This window comes from Saliniradius amylolyticus (assembly GCF_003143555.1).
Lineage (GTDB): Bacteria > Pseudomonadota > Gammaproteobacteria > Enterobacterales > Alteromonadaceae > Saliniradius > Saliniradius amylolyticus.
This window is the reverse complement of record NZ_CP029347.1, coordinates 98,376-120,214: the sequence shown is the minus strand read 5'-3', so window position 1 is coordinate 120,214 and position 21,839 is coordinate 98,376. Positions and strand designations below refer to the sequence as shown.

General features: G+C 52.3%; 26 protein-coding genes. 17 read left to right on the top strand and 9 right to left on the bottom strand.

The genetic code is table 11. From position 1 onward, the window contains the following. Window positions 1–36: 36 nt before the first annotated feature. The 3 genes from HMF8227_RS00620 to hslR all read right to left on the bottom strand — a co-directional run bounded on the left by HMF8227_RS00620 (window position 37) and on the right by hslR (window position 3,154). The gene (locus tag HMF8227_RS00620; protein WP_109338332.1) at window positions 37–1,581 is read right to left on the bottom strand and encodes a phosphoenolpyruvate carboxykinase; all 1,545 of its coding nucleotides are present in this window, start codon (window positions 1,579–1,581) and stop codon (window positions 37–39) included. Window positions 1,582–1,874: 293 nt separating this feature from the next. After that, a complete protein-coding gene (gene hslO, locus HMF8227_RS00615) occupies window positions 1,875–2,744 on the bottom strand; it encodes an Hsp33 family molecular chaperone HslO (RefSeq protein ID WP_109338331.1) in 870 nt (289 codons plus the stop codon). A gap of 8 nt (window positions 2,745–2,752) precedes the next feature. Continuing rightward, window positions 2,753–3,154: a ribosome-associated heat shock protein Hsp15 gene (gene hslR / locus HMF8227_RS00610; RefSeq protein WP_109338330.1), complete on the bottom strand. Its 402-nt coding sequence runs from the start codon at window positions 3,152–3,154 to the stop codon at window positions 2,753–2,755. Between the two features lie 219 nt (window positions 3,155–3,373). Between hslR and gspC the strand changes: the two genes are divergently transcribed. From gspC to HMF8227_RS00550, 12 genes are read left to right on the top strand one after another with little or no spacing between them, the layout of a single operon-like run. Next, window positions 3,374–4,303: a type II secretion system protein GspC gene (gene gspC, locus HMF8227_RS00605; protein ID WP_109338329.1), complete on the top strand. Its 930-nt coding sequence runs from the start codon at window positions 3,374–3,376 to the stop codon at window positions 4,301–4,303. Window positions 4,304–4,324: 21 nt separating this feature from the next. Continuing rightward, window positions 4,325–6,364 carry a type II secretion system secretin GspD gene (gene gspD, locus HMF8227_RS00600; RefSeq protein WP_109338328.1) on the top strand — a complete coding sequence of 680 codons (2,040 nt, stop codon included), beginning with the start codon at window positions 4,325–4,327 and terminating at the stop codon, window positions 6,362–6,364. Between the two features lie 2 nt (window positions 6,365–6,366). Further along, the gene (gene gspE / locus HMF8227_RS00595) at window positions 6,367–7,887 is read left to right on the top strand and encodes a type II secretion system ATPase GspE (RefSeq protein ID WP_109338327.1); all 1,521 of its coding nucleotides are present in this window, start codon (window positions 6,367–6,369) and stop codon (window positions 7,885–7,887) included. 1 nt (window position 7,888) lies between these two features. Next, on the top strand, window positions 7,889–9,109 hold the full coding sequence (gene gspF / locus HMF8227_RS00590) for a type II secretion system inner membrane protein GspF (protein ID WP_109338326.1): 1,221 nt from the start codon (window positions 7,889–7,891) through the stop codon (window positions 9,107–9,109). Further along, on the top strand, window positions 9,109–9,546 hold the full coding sequence (gspG, locus tag HMF8227_RS00585; RefSeq protein WP_109338325.1) for a type II secretion system major pseudopilin GspG: 438 nt from the start codon (window positions 9,109–9,111) through the stop codon (window positions 9,544–9,546). Before gspF ends, gspG begins: the two co-directional genes overlap by 1 nt. A gap of 3 nt (window positions 9,547–9,549) precedes the next feature. Further along, window positions 9,550–10,179, top strand: a complete 630-nt coding sequence (gene gspH / locus HMF8227_RS00580; RefSeq protein WP_109338324.1) for a type II secretion system minor pseudopilin GspH — start codon at window positions 9,550–9,552, stop codon at window positions 10,177–10,179. After that, window positions 10,176–10,580, top strand: a complete 405-nt coding sequence (gspI, locus tag HMF8227_RS00575) for a type II secretion system minor pseudopilin GspI (protein ID WP_109338323.1) — start codon at window positions 10,176–10,178, stop codon at window positions 10,578–10,580. The genes gspH and gspI overlap by 4 nt, the downstream gene beginning before the upstream one ends. Further along, on the top strand, window positions 10,573–11,211 hold the full coding sequence (gspJ, locus tag HMF8227_RS00570) for a type II secretion system minor pseudopilin GspJ (RefSeq protein WP_420820543.1): 639 nt from the start codon (window positions 10,573–10,575) through the stop codon (window positions 11,209–11,211). The genes gspI and gspJ overlap by 8 nt, the downstream gene beginning before the upstream one ends. Continuing rightward, window positions 11,195–12,169 carry a type II secretion system minor pseudopilin GspK gene (gene gspK, locus HMF8227_RS00565; protein ID WP_109338321.1) on the top strand — a complete coding sequence of 325 codons (975 nt, stop codon included), beginning with the start codon at window positions 11,195–11,197 and terminating at the stop codon, window positions 12,167–12,169. Before gspJ ends, gspK begins: the two co-directional genes overlap by 17 nt. Further along, on the top strand, window positions 12,169–13,362 hold the full coding sequence (gene gspL / locus HMF8227_RS00560) for a type II secretion system protein GspL (protein WP_109338320.1): 1,194 nt from the start codon (window positions 12,169–12,171) through the stop codon (window positions 13,360–13,362). The genes gspK and gspL overlap by 1 nt, the downstream gene beginning before the upstream one ends. Before the next feature lies 1 nt (window position 13,363). Beyond that, window positions 13,364–13,840 (top strand): type II secretion system protein GspM, encoded by a 477-nt coding sequence (gspM, locus tag HMF8227_RS00555; RefSeq protein ID WP_109338319.1) that lies wholly within the window; start codon window positions 13,364–13,366, stop codon window positions 13,838–13,840. After that, entirely contained in the window at window positions 13,797–14,588 is a 792-nt protein-coding gene (locus HMF8227_RS00550; RefSeq protein WP_162558434.1) for a type II secretion system protein N, read from the top strand. Before gspM ends, HMF8227_RS00550 begins: the two co-directional genes overlap by 44 nt. Here the strand turns inward: HMF8227_RS00550 and yrfG are convergent. Further along, window positions 14,578–15,261 (bottom strand): GMP/IMP nucleotidase, encoded by a 684-nt coding sequence (yrfG, locus tag HMF8227_RS00545; RefSeq protein WP_109338317.1) that lies wholly within the window; start codon window positions 15,259–15,261, stop codon window positions 14,578–14,580. The two genes, HMF8227_RS00550 and yrfG, sit on opposite strands and share 11 nt — an antisense overlap. Before the next feature lie 53 nt (window positions 15,262–15,314). Between yrfG and nudE the strand changes: the two genes are divergently transcribed. The 3 genes from nudE to HMF8227_RS00530 are packed head-to-tail and all read left to right on the top strand — an operon-like array spanning window position 15,315 to window position 17,271. Beyond that, window positions 15,315–15,878 carry an ADP compounds hydrolase NudE gene (gene nudE / locus HMF8227_RS00540; protein ID WP_109338316.1) on the top strand — a complete coding sequence of 188 codons (564 nt, stop codon included), beginning with the start codon at window positions 15,315–15,317 and terminating at the stop codon, window positions 15,876–15,878. 6 nt (window positions 15,879–15,884) lie between these two features. Then, window positions 15,885–16,721, top strand: coding sequence for a 3'(2'),5'-bisphosphate nucleotidase CysQ (cysQ, locus tag HMF8227_RS00535; RefSeq protein WP_109338315.1), 837 nt, complete (start codon window positions 15,885–15,887; stop codon window positions 16,719–16,721). After that, on the top strand, window positions 16,708–17,271 hold the full coding sequence (locus HMF8227_RS00530; protein ID WP_162558433.1) for a YceI family protein: 564 nt from the start codon (window positions 16,708–16,710) through the stop codon (window positions 17,269–17,271). Before cysQ ends, HMF8227_RS00530 begins: the two co-directional genes overlap by 14 nt. A gap of 39 nt (window positions 17,272–17,310) precedes the next feature. On the opposite strand, the gene HMF8227_RS00525 is transcribed toward HMF8227_RS00530, so the two are convergent. The 3 genes from HMF8227_RS00525 to HMF8227_RS00515 are packed head-to-tail and all read right to left on the bottom strand — an operon-like array spanning window position 17,311 to window position 19,452. After that, window positions 17,311–17,529 carry a YheU family protein gene (locus tag HMF8227_RS00525; RefSeq protein WP_109338313.1) on the bottom strand — a complete coding sequence of 73 codons (219 nt, stop codon included), beginning with the start codon at window positions 17,527–17,529 and terminating at the stop codon, window positions 17,311–17,313. A 55-nt stretch (window positions 17,530–17,584) separates the two neighbouring features. After that, window positions 17,585–18,655, bottom strand: coding sequence for a hypothetical protein (locus HMF8227_RS00520; RefSeq protein WP_109338312.1), 1,071 nt, complete (start codon window positions 18,653–18,655; stop codon window positions 17,585–17,587). Then, the gene (locus HMF8227_RS00515; RefSeq protein ID WP_109338311.1) at window positions 18,655–19,452 is read right to left on the bottom strand and encodes a M23 family metallopeptidase; all 798 of its coding nucleotides are present in this window, start codon (window positions 19,450–19,452) and stop codon (window positions 18,655–18,657) included. Before HMF8227_RS00515 ends, HMF8227_RS00520 begins: the two co-directional genes overlap by 1 nt. Window positions 19,453–19,649: 197 nt before the next feature. Here HMF8227_RS00515 and HMF8227_RS00510 point away from each other — a divergent pair, with 197 nt between their 5' ends. Then, window positions 19,650–19,928, top strand: coding sequence for a CBU_0592 family membrane protein (locus tag HMF8227_RS00510; protein ID WP_109338310.1), 279 nt, complete (start codon window positions 19,650–19,652; stop codon window positions 19,926–19,928). Here HMF8227_RS00510 and HMF8227_RS00505 read toward each other — a convergent pair. Further along, window positions 19,894–20,913 (bottom strand): hydrolase, encoded by a 1,020-nt coding sequence (locus HMF8227_RS00505; protein WP_204101014.1) that lies wholly within the window; start codon window positions 20,911–20,913, stop codon window positions 19,894–19,896. The two genes, HMF8227_RS00510 and HMF8227_RS00505, sit on opposite strands and share 35 nt — an antisense overlap. Window positions 20,914–21,049: 136 nt before the next feature. Between HMF8227_RS00505 and HMF8227_RS00500 the strand changes: the two genes are divergently transcribed. Beyond that, window positions 21,050–21,568: a hypothetical protein gene (locus tag HMF8227_RS00500; protein WP_162558432.1), complete on the top strand. Its 519-nt coding sequence runs from the start codon at window positions 21,050–21,052 to the stop codon at window positions 21,566–21,568. A 32-nt stretch (window positions 21,569–21,600) separates the two neighbouring features. Here HMF8227_RS00500 and HMF8227_RS00495 read toward each other — a convergent pair whose 3' ends face one another. Further along, a complete protein-coding gene (locus HMF8227_RS00495; RefSeq protein ID WP_109338307.1) occupies window positions 21,601–21,732 on the bottom strand; it encodes a DUF3149 domain-containing protein in 132 nt (43 codons plus the stop codon). Window positions 21,733–21,839: the final 107 nt, after the last annotated feature.

The window sequence follows — 21,839 nt, the reverse complement described above, 5'->3', positions numbered from 1 at the left end:
CCCGGTTTTTAAAGTGACAATAGCTGCTCACCCAGACTAGTTGACTTTGGGTCCAGCGTTACGAATATTATCCGCTACATCGTACTTAGCGAAGTTTTTCTGGAAATCTTCGGCCAGTTTGCGGGCGTATTCGTCATACTGCGCTTGGTCAGCCCAGGTATTACGCGGGTCCAGCAACTTGTCGTCCACACCCGGCACGCTCTCAGGAATATCCAGATTCAACTGCTCCAGGTGGCGAGTGGGCACGCCGGCCAGGTGGTTACTCACTATGGCATCGATCACCGCCCGCGTGGTGGGGATGTCAAATCGTTTGCCCACACCGTAAGGTCCGCCAGTCCAGCCTGTGTTCACCAAGTAGACCTTGGCGCCAAATTCACGCACCCGCTTTTTCAACAGCTCGGCATAAACCCCTGCCGGGCGCGGGAAGAAAGGCGCACCAAAGCAGGTAGAAAAGGTGGACTCAATAGCAGCACTTGAACCGATCTCGGTGGAACCGACCTTGGCCGTGTAGCCAGACAAGAAATGATAAGCCGCCGCTTCCTCGGACAAAATTGACACCGGTGGTAATACACCACTCACATCACAGGTTAAGAATACCACCGCGCGAGGCTCTCCAGCGCGGTTAGCCTCTTCACGCTTTTCGATGTGTCTTAATGGATAGGCGGCGCGGCTGTTCTGAGTCAGGCTGTCGTCGCTGTAGTTCGGCACCCGCTCCTTATCCAGCACCACGTTTTCCAATACGGTACCAAAGCGAATGGCGTTCCAGATCACCGGTTCATTTTTCTGCGACAGGTCGATGCACTTAGCGTAGCAGCCACCCTCGATGTTAAACACCGAACCTGGCGCCCAGCCGTGTTCATCATCGCCAATCAGATAACGGCTGGGATCAGCGGAAAGGGTGGTTTTACCGGTACCGGACAGACCGAAGAACAGGGTCACATCCCCTTGCTCGCCCACATTCGCCGAACAATGCATGGGCAGCACATCTTTACCCGGTAACAGGAAATTTTGCACAGAGAACATGGATTTTTTCATTTCACCGGCATAACGCATTCCCGCCAGTAGCACCTTACGCTGGGCGAAATTGATGATGACAGCACCATCGCTGTTGGTGCCATCACGCTCAGGTTCACAGACAAAGCCGGGAGCATTCATAATCTGCCAGGCGTCCTTGTCGGAAGGGTTCCAGTTTTCCGGCTGAATGAACAGGTTCTGAGCAAACAGCTGGTGCCAGGCCGTTTCGGTCCGGACCTTGAGCGGCAGGTAATGCTCAGGATCGGCGCCTACCTCCAAATGAGACAGAAAATGGGACTTGCTCAACAAGTATTGCTCAACCCGCTCCCAGAGGGCATCGAACTTGGCGGGTTCGAACGGTTGATTCACCGCCCCCCATTCAATGTCCTGCTCAGTTTGGTGTTCTTTCACAATAAAGCGGTCTTTGGGAGAACGGCCGGTGCGCTCACCGGTTTCCACCACCAGAGCACCATTATCGGCCAGTTTGCCTTCGCCGCGCTGGACGGCCGCTTCGATCAGTTCACTGCGGTTCAGATCCACAGCAACATTTGGAGGGGTAGAGGTCATCAAAGGTAACTCCGAGATTAAGCTTTCAGGTAGACTTTCAATATTATTATTTTGGCTGTCATTCTAATTAAAACCTGACCTCAGGCATAGCCCAAAAGCGCATAAATATCGAGTAATTCTGTAATACTTTCAGGGAAGGTTACTAGTCATTCAATAACAGTGCATGACCATGCGAATTAACAGCGGAATCGGGCATGACTATCCAGTCAATGATTTCGCTATATCAAATAAGGAAGCAAGCCTCAGGGAGGCGTCATAACGCCTTCCCCTAGTCGGGAAGGCATCTGACACAGCTATTGTGGTGTAGGCTCACTGGTAAAGGTACCAGCGTGGATGGCCTCCACATCAATGGCATCGAAACGATATTCGGCGTGGCAGTACTGACAGTTCATGCTGATGGTCCCCTGCTCGGCCACAATCTGCAGCAATTCATCCTTATCTACCGATTCCAACGCCGCGGCGCTGCGCTCCTTACTGCAACTGCACTTAAACATCACTGGCTGGGGTTCAAATAACTGGACCTGTTGTTCGTGATACAGGCGATGCAGAACTTCGGTCACCGGCAGAGAAAACAGCTCTTTGTCGGTCATCGTCTCGGTAAGCTTAGCCAGATGCTCAAAATCCTGTTTGGCGGTCTCCGCTACCGGCAGTACTTGCAGTAACAAGCCTCCCGCCTGTCGTGCTGAAAGATCCACAAACAGATTAACCTGAGTAGCGAGTTGCTCCGATTGCTCGAAGTAGCTTTCCAGACACTGAGCCAGGCTGGGCTTATCTAAGGGCACCACCCCCTGGTAACGTTCACCCTCCTTCGGAGTGATGGTAATGGCCAGATAACCCTTTACAAACATCTCACTGAAATTGTCTGGCACCTGCCCCTGCCAGCGTGCCACACCACGCAACTCCTGATTCTGAGTCCCATTGATCACGGCATACTGTACCGGCCCCTCGCTTTGAATCTGCACCGCAATATCCCCTTCAAACTTTAGGGTTGCGGTCAGCAGGGAAGTCGCGGCCATCAGCTCACCCAACAACCGTTGTATGGGTTCCGGATAGTCCTGGGCCGACAGAATCTGCTGGTAACTGTCGTGCAAACGGACCAGTTCCCCCCTGACATTGAGGTCGTCAAAGAGGTAGCGGTATAAGTGATCAAAGGCGTCTTTCATAACCCTGCCTACTTCTGCTGTTTAAACTTAATAAGATTCCGGCGCTGTTTCTTGTCCGGCTTTTGCTCAGGGTTGGGATTATACATGGCCCCCAGCTTACGGGCAGCCGCATTTTTTTCGCGCTGCTCTATACTGGCCTGAGTTTCTTCATACATATTGACAATTTCTTTGGCGCTGCGGCGTTTCTCGTGCAGCTCCTGCACCAGAATTTCTTTATGGTCGAAACCTTGCGCCAGACGAATCAAAGCACCTAACTCCACTAATTTTCCCGGCTTGACCCGCTGTCCGTTATAATGCACTTTTCCGCCTTGGATCATGTCTCTGGCGAGTGAGCGGGTCTTATAGAGCCGTGCAGCCCACAACCATTTATCCAGGCGCACTTTTTGTGGTTCAGTTGTCGATTTATTCATCAGGCTGTCATTTTTCGTAAATCTTTTGAATATAGAGTGTGTTTACCTTTCACCGGTGCCTTTGGAAAAGATAAATACATTCCGGAGTTGTCGCTGTTTCTATGACTGGATATGATGGCCTATTGTATCAGTCTCAAGGCCGAGGCACGATCCGCCAGGCGGAAAGTAATAATAACCATAATAACGACGCCTTTATGAAATAGGACCACAGCCAACCGTATGCAAGCGTTCAATTCCAATCAGGTGCAGAATCTATGGCAACAGCTCCAGAGCCGCCCCAAGCTTTGGCGCACGCTCGCTATTTGGCTGTTGAGCCTTTATCTGGTGGCCTATGCAGCAGAACTTACCTGGCGCCTGCTGCCTGAGCCTGCCGATAAAGCCATGGATACAGTAGCCGTTCACGCCGGCGGCAATGCCAAGCAGCCCAGTCAAAATATTGGAGCCATCAAGCGGCTGCACCTATTCGGACGCCCGGGGCAACAGCCTCAAGCGGCTCGCCAACAAGTGGAAGAAGCGCCGGAAACGCGATTAAATCTGGCTCTCACCGGTGTCGTCGCTTCCAACGAGGAAAATCAGGGGGCGGCCATTATCGAAAGCAGTGGCAAACAAAAGACTTATGGGGTTGGCGAGAAAATTGACCGCACCAGTGTGATCCTGCATCAGGTATACCCGGATCGGGTGATTCTGAAAAACGGCAGCCAATTCGAAACTCTGATGCTTGAAGGCCTGGATTACAGCAAAAATCCACAGATCTCGGTATTGGCAGAAGACAACACACCTTCATCGTCTTCAGACGACGGGGCTGGCGAGGAGGCGGAGTCGCGCACCTTATCGGATGAGGCCCTCGCCACCACTCAGGCTCTGCAACAACAACCTGCTAATTTTACCGATTATATCGCCATTACCCAGCATCGACGAGATGGCGAACTCGCAGGCTACCGTGTCAGCCCGGGTAAAGATCCGGCGCTGTTTGAAGCCGCCGGCCTTAAAGCCAATGATGTGATTACCGAAATCAACGGTCTTAGCCTGACCGACACCGAACAAGCGATGCAGGCCATGCAAGAATTACGTAACACCCAGTCTCTACAGCTGACCATTGAGCGAGACGGGTCATTGTTAACCCTTTATCTGGACTTACCGTCCGCGTAGCAAAACCAAAGGATAGCCATTATGAGGCGACTGAGCCAAAACCTGTTCAAGCGAATTGCCATAGCGGCCCTGGCCACTTTTATCGCCGCTTCGTCGCTGAGCGCCGCCGAGTATTCGCCTAACTTCAAAGGCACGGATATTGAAGAGTTCATCAATATCGTCGGCAAGAACCTGCAAAAGACCATCATCGTTGATCCTAATGTGCGCGGTAAGATTACCGTGCGCAGCTACGACCTGCTCAATGAAGAGCAGTACTACCAGTTTTTCCTGAACGTATTGCAGGTGTATGGCTTTGCCGTGGTGGAGATGCCCAATAATGTGCTTAAGGTGGTGCGCGATAAGGACGCCAAGCACAGCAATATTCCGGTAGTGGAAAGCGCCCCCTTCGATGGCGATGAAATGATCACCCGGGTTGTCCCCGTATATAACGTTTCGGTGCGCGAGCTGGCACCACTGCTGCGCCAGCTGAATGACCAGGCCGGTGGCGGTAATGTGGTCAGCTACGACCAGTCCAATGTCATGCTACTAACCGGCCGGGCTGCCGTCGTTAACCGGCTGGTTGAGATCATCGAGAGGGTAGACAAGGCCGGCGACCAGGAAGTAGAGATCGTTAAGCTTAAGTATGCCTCCGCGTCGGAGATGGTGCGCATCGTCGATAACGTCAACAAGTCTCAGGGCAATAAGGGTGGCGCCGATGTTTTGGAGCCCAAAATCGTTGCCGATGACCGCACCAACAGTGTGCTGGTCAGTGGTGACACAAAGGCCCGACAACGTTTGATCACACTAATCCAACGGCTGGACAGTGAGTTGGAGACCAGCGGCAACACCCGGGTCCATTACCTGAAATATGCCAAAGCCGAGGATCTGGTTAAGGTTTTGCAAGGCGTCAGTGCCAGCATTCAGGCCGAAGGCCAAACTGAAAATAACCGTCGCAGTAGTAACAAACGAGACATCAGCATTGAAGCTCACCCCGACTCCAATGCGTTGGTTATCACCGCCGAACCCGACATGATGCGTTCGCTGGAAGAGGTAATCCGCCAATTGGATATTCGCCGCGCCCAGGTGCAGGTAGAAGCCATTATTGTGGAAGTCTTTGAAGGTGACGGCACGACGCTTGGCGTGCAGTGGGTCTCAGAAGACGGCGGTATGCAGCAGTTTGGTAATGCCGGCGTCCCCATCGGCCAGTTGGGGGTGGGCGCTTATCAGGCGCGGGATAAAACGATCGACAAGACTACCGTCACCGCCGATGGGCAGGTAGTTACCAGTTCAGATACCGTCGAAGGTGATCTCAGCCTGCTGGGTCAGTTGCTGGGGAATGTTAACGGCTTCCTGGTCGGCACCATTAAAGACGACTGGGGCGCCGTGGTTCAGGCGGTCAGTAACGACACTAATTCCAACATCCTGGCCACCCCTCACCTGACGACAATGGACAACGAAGAAGCCTTCTTTATCGTCGGTGAAGAGGTTCCCATTATTACCGGACAGACCGCCAGCGACTCGAACACCAACCCTTTCCAGACCGTGGATCGCAAAGAAGTAGGTATCAAGCTGAAAGTCACTCCGCAAATTAATGAGGGCAATGCGGTACAGCTGCTGATCGAACAGGAAGTGTCCAGCGTCAGCGGGGCCACGGCCGTGGACATATCCATCAATAAGCGGGAGATCAAGACCTCGGTGATTGTGGACGACGGCGGCACCGTGGCTCTGGGTGGTCTGATCGATGAGGATGTTCAAGAAAGCGTGTCCAAAGTGCCCTTGTTGGGTGACATTCCCGTACTGGGTCATTTATTCAAATCTACCACCACCAGCAAGCGCAAACGTAACCTGATGGTGTTCATCCGCCCCAAAATCATCCGCGACGGTGTCACCATGAACACCATCAGCAAGCGTAAGTACAACTTTATCCGTGCCGAGCAGCTGAAACGCCGGTCCGAGGGCGTTCCTCTGATGCCATTTAAAGAAACGCCAATTCTGCCTGAGTGGGACGATGATCTGGCTCTGCCTCCGTCCTTTGAGGAGACGCAAGACCGGCAGGAAAGAGACGGCAAAGAGGGCCAGTAAGGATGAGTGATCAAGTCGAGCCGATGGCGCCTATTCAGAACGAAGGCACTGAGCACCGCCAGCTCTCGTTTGGTTTTGCCCGGCGTCATCAGGTGTTATTGGACACCTCCGCCGACCCGGCACTGCTCTACCACACCGCCGAAACGCCGCTGCATATCTTTGCCGAGGTGCGGCGTTTTCTGGGCCAGCCCTTCCAGTTGCATAAGATCCCGGCTGACAACTTCGAGTCTCTGCTGACCAAGGCTTTCCAGCGCGACTCCTCAGAGGCCAAGCAGTTAATGGAAGACATTGGCAATGAGGATGACCTGTTCACTCTGGCAGAAGAGCTGCCGGAGACCGAAGATCTACTGGAAAGCGAAGACGACGCCCCGATTATCAAGCTGATCAACGCCATGCTCAGCGAAGCCATCAAGGAAGGTGCCTCGGATATTCATATCGAAACGTTCGAGAAGCATCTGATCATCCGTTTCCGGGTCGATGGGGTACTTCGTGAGATACTGCGCCCCAGCCGTAAGATGGCGTCCATGCTGGTATCCCGCATCAAGGTCATGGCGAGGCTGGATATCGCCGAGAAGCGTGTGCCTCAGGATGGCCGTATTACGTTGCGAATTGCAGGCCGGGCGGTGGATGTTCGGGTCAGTACCATGCCGTCCAATCATGGTGAACGGGTCGTATTGCGTTTGCTGGACAAAAACACCGCCCGTCTGAATTTAGAAGATCTGGGCATGACCAAGGCCATACGTCATTCCGTTTCGGCCCTGATTAGAAAGCCTCATGGCATTATTTTGGTCACCGGCCCCACCGGCTCCGGCAAGAGTACCACTCTCTATGCCGGACTTAGCGAGATCAATACCAAAGACCGTAATATCCTGACCGTGGAAGACCCTATCGAATACGATCTGGAAGGCATCGGTCAGACTCAGGTCAACCCCAGAGTGGATATGACCTTTGCCCGCGGACTCAGAGCGATCCTGCGTCAGGACCCGGATGTGGTCATGGTGGGGGAAATCCGGGATCTAGAAACCGCCCAGATTGCGGTGCAGGCCAGTTTAACCGGCCATTTGGTCCTGTCGACCTTACACACCAATACCGCCTCCGGTGCCATAACCCGGTTGGAAGATATGGGCATTGAGCCATTCTTGTTATCGTCCAGTCTACTGGCGGTGTTATCGCAGCGTCTAGTGCGTACCCTGTGCCCGGAATGTAAAACGCCCCATACCTTGTCTAAACAAGAGCGCAAGATCCTGGGACTGGATAAGGATGAAGCCAAGGATGTCACCATCTATGGTCCAGCCGGATGTGCCGCCTGCAATCACACCGGTTACCGTGGCCGAACGGGCATCCACGAACTACTGGAAGTGGATGAAACCATCCGTGATATGGTGCATAACGGCAAAGGCGAACAGAATATTGAACGCTATGTACGCGCCATTTCCCCGAGCATCCGCGACGATGGCTGTCAGAAGGTAATGCTGGGCATTACCTCCTTAGAAGAAGTGTTGCGCGTCACGAGGGAAGACTGATATGGCCGCCTTTGCCTACAAGGCCATGACACAGGCCGGCCGCAATAAGTCAGGCGTGTTAGAAGCGGATAACGCGCGCCAGGCCCGTCAGCAACTTCGGGATTCAGGTTTAATCCCATTAGAAGTGAATCAAACCCGCAGCAAGGAAAAGTCGGCCTCCGGCTCGTTTAAGCTGTTTCAACAAAAGATTTCTACCAGCGACCTGGCACTGCTTACCCGTCAGTTAGCCACTCTGGTCGAGTCGGCGCTGCCTATCGAAGAGGCCCTGTATGCCGTAGCCGAACAATGCGAAAAGCCGCGCCATCGCGATATGATGATGACGGTACGCTCAAAAGTGGTGGAAGGCTATGGTCTGGCCGACGCCATGGCCGAATATCCGGCGGTCTTCGATGAATTGTATCGGGCGATGGTCGCTGCCGGCGAAAAATCCGGGCATCTGCACACCGTATTAAATCGCTTGGCCGACTATACAGAAAAACGTAATCAGACCCGCAACCAAATTATTCAGGCACTCATCTATCCCAGTATGATGTTGGTAGTCGCCCTGTCGGTAGTCATCGCGCTGCTCACTCTGGTGGTGCCCAAGATCGTCGGACAGTTTGAAACCATGGGTCAGGAACTTCCCCTGATTACTCAGGTCATGATCGGCATCAGCGATTGGTTGCGAGATTATGTGCTGATTCTGGGCATTGTTATACTGCTGCTGGCCGTATTAGTGCGTCGCTTACTTCAAGTTCCCCATATCCGATTGCGGTGGCACCGGCAGTTACTTAAGCTGCCCTTGCTGGGCAAGGTTGCAAGGGGCCTGAACACAGCGCGTTTTGCCCGCACCCTGAGTATCCTGACCTCCAGTGCCGTTCCGCTGCTGGAAGCCATGCGTATCTCAGCCGGGGTGCTGGAGAATCGACACATTCGTAACTGCATCAATGAGGCGGCGGATAATGTCAAGGAAGGGTCTAGCCTGCGCGGCGCCCTGGATAAGACCAAGATCTTTCCACCGATGATGATGCATATGATCGCCTCCGGTGAGCGTAGCGGCGAGCTTCAGCAGATGCTGACCCGGGCCGCCGATAATCAGGATCGTGAATTTGAGGCATTGATCAATGTCGCACTCAAGGTATTTGAGCCGGTGTTGATCGTGTCTATGGCGGGTATTGTCATGTTTATCGTCATGGCCATACTGCAACCTATTCTGGCATTAAACAACATGGTAAATCTGTAATGAAGCATATGAAAAGACACTCTGGATTCAGCCTGATCGAAGTGATGGTGGTACTGCTGATCATCGGCATGATGGCCGCCCTGGTCGCCCCGGCTATCCTCGGCAATCAGGAAACCGCCCAGCTTAAAAAGGCCGCCATCGACATTCAGCAACTTGAAAGCGCCATGCAAATGTACAAGGTGCGTACCAACATGTTCCCCACCACGGAGCAAGGGCTAGAGGCGCTGGTCAATCAGCCCACGATGGACCCCATTCCCCGTAACTATCCACAGGAAGGCTTTATTAACCGTCTGCCGCAGGATCCTTGGGGTAACGACTACCAGCTCCTGAGTCCCGGTGAGATGGGCACCTTCGACATCTTCTCTGCAGGCCCGGACATGCAGCCCGGTACCGAGGACGATATCGGCAACTGGAACCTGGAAGAATACCTGAACTAACCTATGTCGTTGCCCACCTATCCTCAGCGCGGGTTTACCCTGCTGGAAGTCATGCTGGTCCTGCTATTGATGGGACTAATGGTGGGCACTATTACCCTGACGGGCTTTGGCAACAGCGCTCAGGATCGGCTACAAAAACAGGCCCAACGCTTACAGGTGGTGCTGAATATGGCTTCAGATCACGCCATTTTAAATCAACAGCAGCTGGGCCTGCGCGTCGAACCAGAAAAGAACCGATATTTCTTTATGGTTCTTGATGAAGACCAGCGATGGCGCAGAATCAGTACTGACTCACAGGTGTTAAGAGAGCACCAGTTGCCGGAGGAATTCGCAATGGAGTTGCAGCTGACCGATCTGCCTTGGCAAGAAGACGATAGCCTGTTCAGTCAGGAAGTGTTTGACGAAGAGCTTTCAGTGAGTGACGCCGAAACCCAAATTGGCAACGACCAACAGAAGCCTCTTCCACCGCCACAAATCTGGTTGTTATCCAGTGGTGACCTGACGCCCTTTAGCCTGCTGCTCAGTTACGAACCCACGTTCAGTAGTGACTCCCCCGTCTACTTCCGGCTACAGGGTCAGGCGTTCCCTCCTGTGACGCTGAAAGGTCCAATGGATACGGCGGCCCCCCTATGATCATCCATCGCAATAAGGGAATGACCCTGCTGGAGATTATGGTGGCGCTGGTAATCTTTGCCCTCACTGGCAGCGCAGTAATGAAGGCAGCCACCGATCACCTGACCAATGTCACTACACTTAAGGACCTGACCTTCGCCACCTGGGTCGCCAATAACCGTTTAACCCAATTGCAGCTTGAACAGCAGTGGCCACCGGAAAATAACCGTTCTGGTACTCAGCAGTTAGCGCAACAAGACTGGTACTGGCGCCAAACGGTCAAAGAGACCGGCGACCGGCAAATGCGCGCCGTCGATATCCACGTCAGCCCGGCCAATAACAAGGAGCGGGTCATCACCGTCGTCAGCACCTTTGTCACCCAAACAGGATTGCGCCAGGCAGGCCAGAGCAATGATGACTAACCGCGGTTTTACGCTTATTGAGATTTTACTGGCCATGGCCATATTCAGTCTGATTGGCCTGGCCTCTTACAGTGTTCTTAGCACGGTTCTGGATAGCGATCGACTTTCCTCAGAGCAATTCGAAGCGTTCGAAAAGCTACAGCGCACCATGCTCTATCTGGAGCGGGATCTGCTGCAGGCCGTCCCTCGTTCAGTACGGATAGAGGGTCAGGGCAACGACATTGTGTTCAGCGGCGGGGAAGATCAACTACAGAGCGACGCCGACGGTATGGCCTTCGTGCGCGGCGGCTGGCATAACCCTCAGCTGATGCTGCCTCGTAGCCGCTTACAAGCCGTGGGATACCGCTTGCGCGATGGCAAACTGGAACGGCTACATCATAATTATCCCGACAATGTGATTGGTCATGAACCTGAAATAAGGGTGTTGTTAGAGCGGGTGGAAGATCTGCAATTGCAGTTTGCTACCGCACCCATCAACAACGACAGAGACAGCAACACCTGGAGTAACAGCTATACCGCTACAGAGCTTCCAATGGCGGTAGCGGTGGAACTAACCACCGAAGATTTCGGGATGATCCGGCGCGAATTCTTGCTGACCGGCAAGGGAGGCACCAATGCCATCACGCAATAGAGGCGTCGCCTTGGTTATGGTATTGATGGTGGTGGCGCTGGTGGCCATTGTCGCTACAGAAATGGGCAGCCGTCTGCAGCTGCAGATCCAGCGCGTGGTTAATATTAAGGACAACAACCAGGCTTACTGGTACGCCATGGGTGCTGAACAGTTCGCACTCAAGTCACTGCTCGAACTGCAGCAAAAAGCCGACGGTGTGGTTCACCGAAATCAGCCCTGGGCTGCCGAGGATATTCAGTTTCCCTTGCCTCAAGGCATGATCGAAGCCAGGCTGGAAGACGCGCAAAGCTGTTTTAATCTCAATGCCTTGCAGCCTGGCGAAGACCAGGGCGCAAACCAGCGGCTTAGCGAAGGTTTTAAGGCCATGCTGCAAAGTGAGCCGGTCAGTATTCCCAGCTATGAAGCCGATGTACTGAACGACTCGCTGATCGACTGGCTGGATGACGATCCGCGTATGCGCCCCTACGGCGCGGAAGACCCAGACTACGAGTCCAGAGTACCGCCTTATCTGCCCGCCAATGGGTTGATGGTCAATCTGTCCGAACTAAGAATGGTCAACGGCGCCGAGCCTGAATACTTGCAGGCGCTGATGCCGCTGCTGTGTGTGTTGCCCGGCAATAGCGAATGGCGTGTTAATGTGAACACGCTGACCGAGCAAACGGCTCCCGTATTAATTGCGGCTTTAGGCCCCGGAGTGACGGTAGAAACCGCTAAAAGCCTGGTGAGCAACCGTCCCCCGGACGGCTGGCAAGACGTGAGTGACTTCCTCGGACTACCGGAAATCAGCGCCCTTTCGCTGACCGAACAGCAAAAACAGCGACTCACAGTGACCACAGAGCATTTTATTTTACATACCCGGGCCCGTTACAATGAGGCCAGTTTTAGCATGACATCGCTAATTCGGGTCAGCGACGGCAAACAATCCAGCGTGATAAGCCGGGAATTTGGAGGATACTGATGTCAGAACAACTTGTGCTACGCCTGGGCTCAAGCCAGAGCGACCCCATTTACTGGCTGGTCTGGTCACAAAGCGAGCGGGATGTTATCGCCTCCGGGGAGCTGCCGGATGCCACGGCTCTCGGCAGTCTCAAAGACCGGGCGGGTGAACGACCTGTGATCGCCCTCGCTCCGGGCAGCGATGTCTTGCTGCGCTGGCTGACGCTGCCTGTCCGTGCCTCACGTAAAGTACTGGCCGCTATCCCCTACATGCTGGAAGAAGAGCTCAGCACCGATGTAGATAGCCAGCTGTTTGCGCTGGGACCTAAAGAAGGTGAACGCCAGGCCATCGCGGTGGTGGATAAAGCCCTAGTGAACATGTGGTTGAACTGGCTCGATCAGGCTGGCCTCTATTGTGATCGTCTGCTACCGGATATTCTGGCCTTGCCACATACGCCCGATGGCTGGACTCTGCTTCAACTGGAGGGTCAGGTTCTGGTGCGTCAGGACCAATGGAAAGGAATTCAGGGCGAAAGTGAGTGGTTACTCCCTTTGTTAGAGGGTTATGCAGGGGAGCACGAACAGCCGGTTAAGGTCACCAACTACAGCGACCATCCCTTACCCGAATCGCTATTTGATGTCAGCCAGCCGCTCAGGGAGATGCCCATGCAGGTCTTAGCCCAGGGCGCCATCGACACCACGTTTAACCTGCTACAAGGGCCTTTCAAACCCAAGAAGCAAAAGTCCAGTCAGCCCCATCTTTGGCGCCCGGTAGCAGTGCTTGCTGGCATCGCCCTGGCCGTCACCCTGTTTGATAAGGGCCTACAGGCCTATCAGCTCAGCCAGAAAAGCAGTGAGCTACAACAACAGATAACCCAGACATTCCGCCAGGCGTTCCCAGACGTGACCCGGGTAGTGAATGTGCGGGCCCAGTTAAATCAGCAACTGGCCAAGCTGGAACAAGGTGGCGGCCAGGCCTCTCTGCTGACCCTTCTCAGCCAGCTACAGCCTGCCTTTAGTGGTACCAATATCAAACCCCAGACCCTGCGCTTTGACGCCAAACGCGCTGAGCTAAGAATGCAGGTCAGTGCCGAACGCTTCGAGAGCATCGAACGCTTCCGCCAGGCAGCCCAGGCGCAGGGCTTTGAGGTGGAACAAGGGGCCATCAATAACACCGATGACGGCGTTATCAGCTCGCTGGCTGTAAGGAGTTAACGTGAATCCAATATTGCAAAGATACCAACAGTTGAACGATCGCGAGCAGCGCCTGGTGCTCTCGGCGGCAATTATTTTGGCGCTACTGTTATTCTATTATCTGGTGTGGGCACCTCTGAATCAGTCCATAGATCGTCATCAGACCCTGATCGACAGCCGTCAATCCATGCTGCAATGGGTGAAACAGAACGTTGCTCGCGCCGAGCAGTTAAGAGGCGGCCAACAACAAACGTCGTTTCGCGGCTCCTTACCCCAGATGGTCAATCACAGTGCCAGCCAGGCGAACATCAGCATCGCGCGGATGCAGCCTCAAGGCGATGAGCTCCAGGTATGGGTAGACTCGGCGGCCTTCGATAAGGTTTTGGACTGGCTCCATGGCCTGGAGCAACAAGGCATTGTGATTCTGGACGCTGACTTTGCCGAGACCGAAACCAGTGGCTTCATCCGTATTCGCCGACTCAGACTGGGGGCTGGCTGATATGTGGCCACGCGTGCGCTTCAGCCTCGTCCTGCTGTTAACCTATGTGATTTTCCTGCTGGTTCAGTTACCTGCCAATCAGGTACTGCCCAGGTTAGCTCTACCCAAAGGCGTTGAGTTTAGTGGCGCCAGCGGCACCCTCTGGCAAGGCAAACTCGGGCAGTTAGTACTTCAGGGCTTCCCCGTCGATGAGGTTCATTGGCAACTCAACCCCTGGCCATTGCTACTGGGACAAATCGCACTGGAGCTGGACGCAGGTGATCTGCGCGACGCAGACGCGCTGGCTCTTAAGGGACAGATCAACCTCAGTAGTGATGAAATCCAAGCTGAGGACTTGCAGCTTTATCTGCCCACTGCACCGGTTATCGCCCGGTTGCCGCTCCCCCTCCCGGTGAAGGCCGGGGGACGCTTCAAGTTGGCCATCGATAACCTGGCCATTGCCGATCGGCAATGTCAGCGACTACAAGGTCAGGGACAATGGCTAAACGCCTCCGTGGCGGGCACTCAAGGCCCTATCGCTCTGGGGCAGTTTGACGCCCAATTAACCTGCTCGGAGGGCACGTTGGAAATTCAGGTACAAGAGCCCAACAGCTTCGGACTCAGCGCCACCGCGATCGTACCCGCGAACTTTAAGATTCGGGTGCAGGGTCGCTTTAAGCCAGACGCCTCTCTGCCACAGGAAGTACACGACGCAGCGCGCTTTTTTGGCCAGCCTGACGCTCAGGGCTATTATCGCGTTAAACTTTAATCGGCGCAGCGCGTATGGCCTCGAGCAACTCCCGATAATCCGCCGTGGCCGGGTATTTTTCCACTTTCCGGTGCGGCTGTTTTGAATCGGGGTTTTGCACCGCCAACAGATGGCCGATGCCAAAGGCCTGAGCAGCATCCAGGATAGGCAGGCTGTCGTCCACAAACAGGGTTCTGGCCGGATTGAAACCCAGATGCTGCTGTAGCTTTTGCCATAAAGACTGGGATTCTTTGGTGACCCCGAATTCATGAGTGGAGATCAGGGTGTCAATATGCTGGTCCAGTTGAGTGCGTTCCACCTTCAATGACAGGCTGCCAGGATGAGCATTGGTGACCAATACCACCTGACGGCCAGAATCGTGCAGAGCGTCCAAAAACGGCAAAGTGTCATCCCGAATAGCGATGAGGTGTTGCACCTCCCGCTTTGCGCTGATCATATCCATATCCAGCTTACGTGCCCAATGATCCAGACAGTACCAATCAATGGTCCCTGCGGTGCGGTCCATCTCAGCACGGATAAGGGCGTCGGCCTCTTGTATAGATAAGCCATCTCGCTCAGCCAGCTTTTGTGGCAACCACTCAAGCCAGAAATGGGTATCGAAATGGAGATCCAACAGCGTGCCATCCATATCCAATAACACCGTATCGATTTGATTCCAGGCCAGCATAGGCAATTGCTCACAGACAAGTTATAGTGGAAGTATCAGTATTTTATCGTGACGGGTTAATGAGTAAAGGCGATTCCGACAGAGTATTACCTCAAATTCATCGCGCCCAGGTGGTGGCAGAGAGCCGGTTGTTTCGAATCGAACAGCTTGATCTGGAATTCTCCAATGGCGCGCGGCGTCAATTTGAGCGCATGAAAGGTACCGGCCGAGGGGCGGTGATGTTGGTTCCCTTTATTGATGATGACACTCTGTTGCTGGTACGAGAATACGCCGCTGGAGCCCATGCTTATGAACTGGGCTTTCCCAAGGGCCTGATCGATCCCGGAGAAACACCGGAACAGGCCGGCAACCGCGAGCTGATGGAAGAGGTGGGGTATGGTGCTCGCGAGCTCCTGCCTTTGCACAAGGTCAGCATGGCTCCGGCCTTTTTTAACGCATCCATGACCATTTTGGTAGCGCGGGATCTCTACCCGAAACGTCTCCCCGGCGACGAACCCGAGCCCCTGGAAGTCGTTAAATGGCCAGTGAACAAAATGGATGCCCTGCTCGACAGGGAAGACTTTTCCGAAGCCCGCAGCACCTGCGCTCTGTTGATGATTGAGCGCTGGCTACGACAGAGGTAAATGCCCATGCCCCTCGATGCCCTGCTCAATATAGCCAAAGACGCCGCCTATGAGGCTGGCCAGGAGGTATTGCGTATCTATGAAAGCGGGGACTTCAAAAGTTACACCAAGGCCGACCAGTCACCGGTGACCAGCGCCGACTTTCGCGCCAATGAGATTATCTGTCACCGGTTACTTGAAGCCACGCCTCAGATCCCCATCATGTCGGAAGAGCAAAACAATGGGGCACTCAGTGAAAGGGAGCACTGGCAGCGCTATTGGCTGATTGATCCTATTGACGGCACTCAGGAGTTTGTCGCCCGCAGTGGCGACTTTGCCATCAACATTAGCTTGGTGGAAGACAACCAGCCGGTACTGGGGGTTATCTACTGGCCCATCGGCGATACCCTCTATTTCGCGCGTCAGGGCAGTGGTGCCTTTAAGCAGGCCGACGGGCAGACTCAGCCGATTAATGTGCGCCGCTTAGACGATCCGTCTGAGTCCAAGGTGATCATCGCGATCAGTCGCCGCCAGGCTCAGGAAAAGGTGATGAACAGTTTATCTTCTGAACGCCAGTACGCCACTCTGCCACTGGGAAGCTGCTCGCTAAAAGCGTGCTTCGTGGCCGAGGGGAAAGCCGATGTATTTTTACGTATCGGCGTAACCGGCGAGTGGGACACGGGCGCACCACAATGCATTGTAGCCGAGGCCGGGGGCCAGGTGCTGGCGGCCAACTTTGAACCGCTTACCTATAATCGGCGTAATTCACTTATCAACCCGGACTTTGTGGTGCTGGGCGACCCCGATGTCGATTGGCAAAAAATCATTCAACACAATATTGAGGAGCCTTATGAAAACTCTTAGCTTGGCAACGGCCCTGCTATTCTCGGCCTCCAGCATGGCGGCCTGGACTCTGGATCAACAACAATCCAGCCTGCACTTTTTGTCTACCAAAAATAACACCATTACCGAAACTCACCGTTTCGAAAGCCTGACGGGTCGCTTAAGTGACGAAGGTCAGCTTAAGGTGGTCATAGACCTGAGTTCGGTTAATACCAATATCGACATCCGTGATCGCCGTATGCAGGAGCACCTGTTTAAGATGTTCCCTAACGCCACCTTTACCGCTCAGGTACCTGATGCGGCATTAGCTTTGGAAGCCGGTGAGAGTCTGACCACCAGGATTAATGGAAAGCTGTCACTCAATAGCCAACAAGGTGACCTTCAGGTTCATGTAACTGTCACTCGTCTTGCCGATGGCAGTCTGCAGGCCAGCACCGTCTCGCCTATAGTGGTTAGTGCGGTCAACTATAGCCTGACTAATGGCATCAAAAAGCTGCAGGAAATCGCCGGTCTTAGCAGCATTTCGCCCACAGTACCCACCACTTTCTCGGTGCGTTTCCAGCCCGAATAATCAAAAAGCCCCGGGCTTGTGCCGGGGCGTTTTAACTCTTTATTCTTCAAACTGATCCTTAGGCACCAGATTCACCGATTCATGCAGCTCCGAATATACCAGTAGCACATTGCCGCTTTGCAGCTGCCGATGCACATCCTGCTTCTTCTGCTCCAGACTGGCCTCCTGCTCACCATAGTCCGTGCCCTCGCGCAGCACAAAGGCCTCGATAATATTATCCAGCGTCTGGGATGCCAGTTGGTCGATAGGAATAATCATAGTGGCTAAGCTCAGTTATTAGTTGAATCTAGGAGCACTGATACAGTGAAACTCTCTATTTAATCAAACGTTTCCTAATCAACTTACCATCAGCAACAACCAAGCCGTACTCACCATCAAATCTCAATAATTTTCCTTTTGCAACACTATGACTACCGACAACTTTTCCATTAACAAGAGATAAGAAAGTCTTACCCCCATTATGCTCGTTCCTATATACTAATTTATTACCATTAATCGCGTATGGCACGCCTTTTATTTTGGAGAGAACCCTATTATTAACACTGGATAAAACAACCTCACCATTCGGCTTCAAAACCGCATAGCGATTAGGAATATCACTGGTTACGAGTAGGTATTGGCCGTTGTCAGATAATGTAACTGAATAGACGGGGAATTCCGAAAAGCTCCAATACTTTTCATTTGAGCCAAAAGCCAATAGCTTTTTATCAACATTTATAACGGACACCCCGTTACCAACCTGTAGATGCTGGTAAATAGGCAACCCATCAAAGCGATAACTTATAGATTGTTCAAAGTTGTCACCATGCATGAGTTCCGTGACGCTGACACTACAGCAATCTGGGAAGTATCCATTGAAAGACATCCGTTCCATCTCAGGGGAGACTGATATGAATTGCTTACGGCCTGATAACCTTTCAAGTATTACCTCTTTTACCGTTAAACCTTTGGAGTTAATAAAGGTGAGTTGAGTCTTATCAGTATTGTGAGCTGTCATGATCACAACTCCTCCTTTTCCAGGAATCTTTTTAATGTTTTGGACGTTAGTAAAGCGTCTTTCTCTACCGTCAACAGCTATAAGGAGCGCTTCATCAACGCCACTATGCCCATTCCTGTTTAAGCTTGCTACCAAAACATATTCACTCAAGTCATTAGAGCTAGAGTGAGTAGGCACCCATGGTAAATATCTCTCATGAATTACCTCCCCTTCCTTATTAAATTTTTTTAACAAGCCTTTCCCATTTTCTCTTGCTAGAACTGAAAACCCCCCCTCCTCCATCAAGTAGGAGCTCAGAATCTGATCTTTCTTTTCATGACTGAGGCTGGCCCCATAAGCACTCACAGAAATAACAATTAATAAAATCCCAGAAAAAAACTTACTCATTACTCCACTCCTTGTTTTGTACATTGCTCGTCTCCCATTCGTGAGACTGGATCAACCGCTTTCTTTGATTCTTTTACCTTTCCTTTTTCTATTTCAGTTTCGTATATCCTGTATATTTGAAAGTGCAAGTGATTTCCTGAGCTTTGCCCCGTGCTATTGACTTCACCTATTAATTGTCCAGGCTTAACGATGTCTCCCCTGTTAACTATAACTGAGTCCTTTTTCATATGAATCATTACAGCTTCATATTCTATACCATCAGACGTTGTATACCGCATTCGCACATGAGCACCATTATACGGACTTTCTTCTGTTGACTGCGCAGTACTTCTAACTCTTCCATAACCAGGAGAATATATCTGAGTGCCAAGAGTTGCCTGAATATCAATCCCCTTATGGTGATCGTCTTGCCCATCAATTATTCTATGACCAAAGTCATCTCCACTGTCTAAATGATAGTCCCCGTCTTTTACAACATCTTTCCAGCAATCTAACTGACCATCTGCATCATTATCGACTGGAGTACCTAGGTAAGAAGAGTCATTATCAGCACCCGTTCCTCCGGTGCTCCCACTACCGCCATCATCGGTCCCTCCTTCTTCGTAGCATGCATGGTCCTCATATTCATTCTCATACCAACATGTAGTCCCTGTCCATGTGGTGCCATCTGAAGCGAATTTTGTATAGTCAGTACAAACCTTTGTCTGAACTATTTCACCGCAGGTTGATGCTAAAGAAGGGATGCTGTAATAGAGAGGGAATACCCACAGAACACAAAGATACTTTCGGTGCCTCATCCTTAACTCCTATTCTTTTGTTATATTTTAATTCCATATTTCCTACCCCTGACTTCAGGAGGGGCTCTAATAAATACAACACTAGCAATCTTACGAAAGGGATTGCAACTATAGCTATGCCTTTTATGATCCTGACTTTGGTAAACTTTAGAGTATAATCCGAGCCGCATTCGGCCCTTGTGGCCTCAGGAGGACTCTTGGAATTTTACTGGCACGATATTGTAGGCACTCTGGGTACAGCTCTGGTGGTGCTGGGCTATTTTCTGATTCAATCCGGTCGCCTGACGGCCGAGGATCTGGCCTTTTCCCTGATCAATCTAGGTGGAGCCTGCCTGCTGATGATCTCTCTGTGGTTTAACTTTAACCTGGCCTCAGTGATCATTGAATGCTTCTGGATTGCCATCAGTCTGATGGGGATCGGCCGCTATTGCCGGCAGAAGTTCAGGCCGAAGTCACTGAGTCAAGATAAGGCCTGAAAAACGCCGCGACTCGCTCATGCAACCAGATTTGCGGGCGCCAGGGCACGCCCTGCATAAAGCCCACGTGACCTCCCTTCTCACTGAGCTCCAGAGTCACTGCAGGCGACAAATCCTCGACCTTGGGCACCACACTTGGGCTCATAAAGGGGTCGTCTTTGGAATGCAGGATAAGAGTAGGCTGCTTAATGCGCTTCAGATAGCTCACCGAACTGCACTGTCGATAGTAATCGTCGGCGCTGCTAAAGCCGTGCAGCGGTGCCGTTACTCGTTGATCGAAGTCACGAAAGGTCTTAAGCCCCATAATTTCACGATCTCTAAGGGTTAGCTTGTCACCGTGATCCACACTTCGCATCCGGGCCATGGTACGCTCGCACATACTTCTAATCAGATAGCGCTGATACAATCGCGAGAAACCGCTTTGGATCGCCTCACCACATTCAGCCAGCTTAAACGGTGGTGAGATTGCTACGGCCGCGCGAATACCGCTGGAATTGGGATTTTCGCCTAATAACTTGAGTAGCATATTGGCGCCGAGGCTAAACCCCATGGCGGCCAGAGGACGGGAAGGAAAGCGTTTACGAAGCCAGTCCAGCAGGAATAACGCATCTTGCGTATCGCCCGAGTGATAAGCACGTGCAGTGCGGTTCAACTGGCGTCCGCAGCCACGAAAATGCATCATCACTGCCTGCCAGCCTTGTTCAAAAAGGTTGGCCAGCATGTCGTTGGCGTAGTGGCTCTTGGCGGACCCTTCCAGTCCGTGAAAACACACCACCAGCGGAGCATTGTCATCCGGCTTAGGTGTCCAGGCCAGTTCTACAAAGTCATTATCCGGTAGATCCAAATTCTGCCATTCCAGAGCCACCTGACGCCGCCGCTGAAAGAAGCGTGGGAAGATGGTCTGCACATGACGATTGCGCGCCCACCAGGGTGGGTAGAAATCACTTTGTTTTATTTGTCCATATTCTGGCTCTGGCTGAGTCAATGTCTCTCCCTTCGACAATCTGGCACTAACATTCGACTCATTATAAGGAAAACCACCGTCATGGCAGACTGATTCTTCGCGAAAATCTCACATTTGTACAATAATTATACAGTCTACACTCACCTCACAGGAGGGTATGATGAGACGACTGTATTTTTTAGTGGATCACTTAGACAATACCGAGCAAATTTCCCGGGATCTGCACAAAGCCGGGATCTCAGACTGGAACTTTCATGTGGTCAGCAAGGATGAGAATGGCCTGCATCGACGGCATATTCACTCCGCTAATATCTACCAGCAGAATGATATGGTGCATTCAGGTGAACAAGGATTTTTAATAGGCCTGGTGATAGGGGCCATTGCATTAACGGCTCTTAACATGAGTAATCTGGGCGCCCAACTGCCAACCGCTGCCTACATTTTTGCCTTTGTCGTATTCTGTGGCTTTGGCGCCTGGTGTGGCGGTCTCTACGGCATGCACAAACGTAACTATCATCTGCGCAAGTACGCCCATGAGATAGATAATGGTAAGTACTTACTTATGATTGATGTACATGCCAAAGAAGCCAAAAATATTGAGACCATGATGCATGAGTACCACCCAGAGGCGGAGTACGCCGGGGATTCCACCACCTTGATCACACCTTTTGCTTAGTCAGCAGCTCCTGATATGGATTTCGGCCCATATCAGGAGTGCTTGTTTGACTGATGCACCTTATGCAAAAACAAATATAAGTAATACAGGCAAATAGCCACAGTAACACCGATGCCCAGCAGGGAGCCCCAAGCCACAGGATCATTGAATATAAGCTCTAACATAGCGACCTCCGTTTAAGGATAATGACGCCATTTTACCCCTGTATGAGTAGGGTTATTTGACCGGTGTCAAACTTCGGTGGGTTTGGCTATGAAAAGCGGGTACCGCC